This is a genomic window from Microcoleus sp. B3-D2 (assembly GCF_036705345.1).
Lineage (GTDB): Bacteria > Cyanobacteriota > Cyanobacteriia > Cyanobacteriales > Microcoleaceae > Microcoleus.
The window spans coordinates 1-1,628 of the sequence record NZ_JAUBUG010000184.1 but is presented as its reverse complement, the minus strand read 5'-3'; the positions used below and the strand labels follow the sequence as shown (position 1 = coordinate 1,628).

Genomic DNA, 1,628 nt, shown 5'->3' with positions numbered 1-1,628 from the left:
TTGGAGTTTAGACTAAGCAGGTCAAAAAGTGCGCTCGCTGTGAGACTAGCGAACAGTTCTCAAGAACGGCAATGGTCGCTGGCGACCAGCTATCAGACTCAACCATAAGATAAATACCAGCGACCGTTGACGTTCTCGGAGACTTGCCACAACCGAAAAAAACTGTCTGCGATAGTTTCAACAGACAGCGTAAGGGTAGAAAATTGAGAATTCAGCAAAAAATCTCAAATCTACCTGCAATGAAGTTTGAACAATTATACGAATTTCGTCAACTTGCTTATCAATGCCTCGGCAATGCCAAAGATGCCACTTTTGAACTAGCAGATGCGGTGATGACGACTCGCCACGTCTCATGTTTAGGAGATTTTGCCCTCAGTCCTTTGTTTCGACGTGAGTGGTCGAGCGTCTACGAGGCGCTGCAAGATTGTAGACCAGACCGAGCAAAATTGATGCAACTATACATCCACCAGATGTCTCAAGTTGAACGTCCAGTATTGGCTATCGATCATACAGCATGGTTGAGACCTCATGCACCTACCCTCAAAGAGCGCACCTACGAACATCAACCCACCGCCTTGCCTCATGGCATACCTGTTGGTATCGGTCAAGGTTATAGTACGATCGCGTGGATACCTTCGACCAGTGGCAGTTGGGCACTTCCCTTGAGACACGAACGTATTACCAGTTGGGAAAATCCGATCACTAAAGGTGCTCAACAATTGGCACAAGTCTGTGAATATCTTCAACATCGACCCATCGCCCTATTTGATAGCGAGTATGGATGTGCCCCCCTAGTAAAAGCCACCGCAGCCATCGCCGCTGATAAACTAATGCGTATTCGTTCTAATCGTTGCTTATGGTCAGCACCTTCATCCTATAGTGGTAGAGGACGACCGAAAATTCATGGAAATCAGTTTAAGCTTAACGACGCTCAAAGCTGGTGGGAACCAGAACAAACACTGGAATCTATTGAACCGAAACTCGGACGAATCAGATTGAGAAAATGGGATAACTTGCATTTTCGAGGCAGTCCCAAACATCCGATGACTTTGATTTTAGTAGAACGCTTAGAAGCTATAACGGGTCTATTAAAAACTCAACCTTTGTGGTTAGTTTGGGTCGGTCTCCAAATGCCACCTCTGACAGAAATTTGGCAACTATACCTGCGCCGTTTTACGCTCGAGCATTGGTATCGCTTCGCCAAACAAACCTTGCATTGGACTGCGCCGAAGTTAAGCACCCCTGAACAATGTCAACGATGGAGCGATTTGATGCCATTAGTGACTTGGCAATTATGGTTAGCTCAAGATTTAGTGAGAGAAACTCGTCTACCCTGGCAAAAGTCTCTCTCTGAATTGACCCCTGGAAGGGTTGCACAATCAATGCTTCCACTTTTAATCAGGATTGGGAGTCCGGCTGTTTCTCCCAAACGCCGAGGAAATTCAGATGGATGGCCTGTTGGAAGACCTCGCACTCAAAGATGTCGCTATCCTGTGGTCAAAAAGGGTAAAGGTCGGTTCCAAAAATCCACAAAATTCGTAAGTTAACCTTGAGAACTCTCTCGCTGATTAACCATTTTTTCCACTCAGCTCATGCTGAGTCAATTTGTGCTTAGTCTAAACTCCAAG

1 protein-coding gene is annotated in these 1,628 nt (G+C 45.9%); it reads left to right on the top strand.

Annotated features, from left to right (window positions below):
* The first annotated feature begins 239 nt into the window (after positions 1 to 239).
* Entirely contained in the window at positions 240 to 1,547 is a 1,308-nt protein-coding gene (locus QUB14_RS28560) for an NF041680 family putative transposase (RefSeq protein WP_333297478.1), read from the top strand.
* Positions 1,548 to 1,628 lie beyond the last annotated feature (81 nt).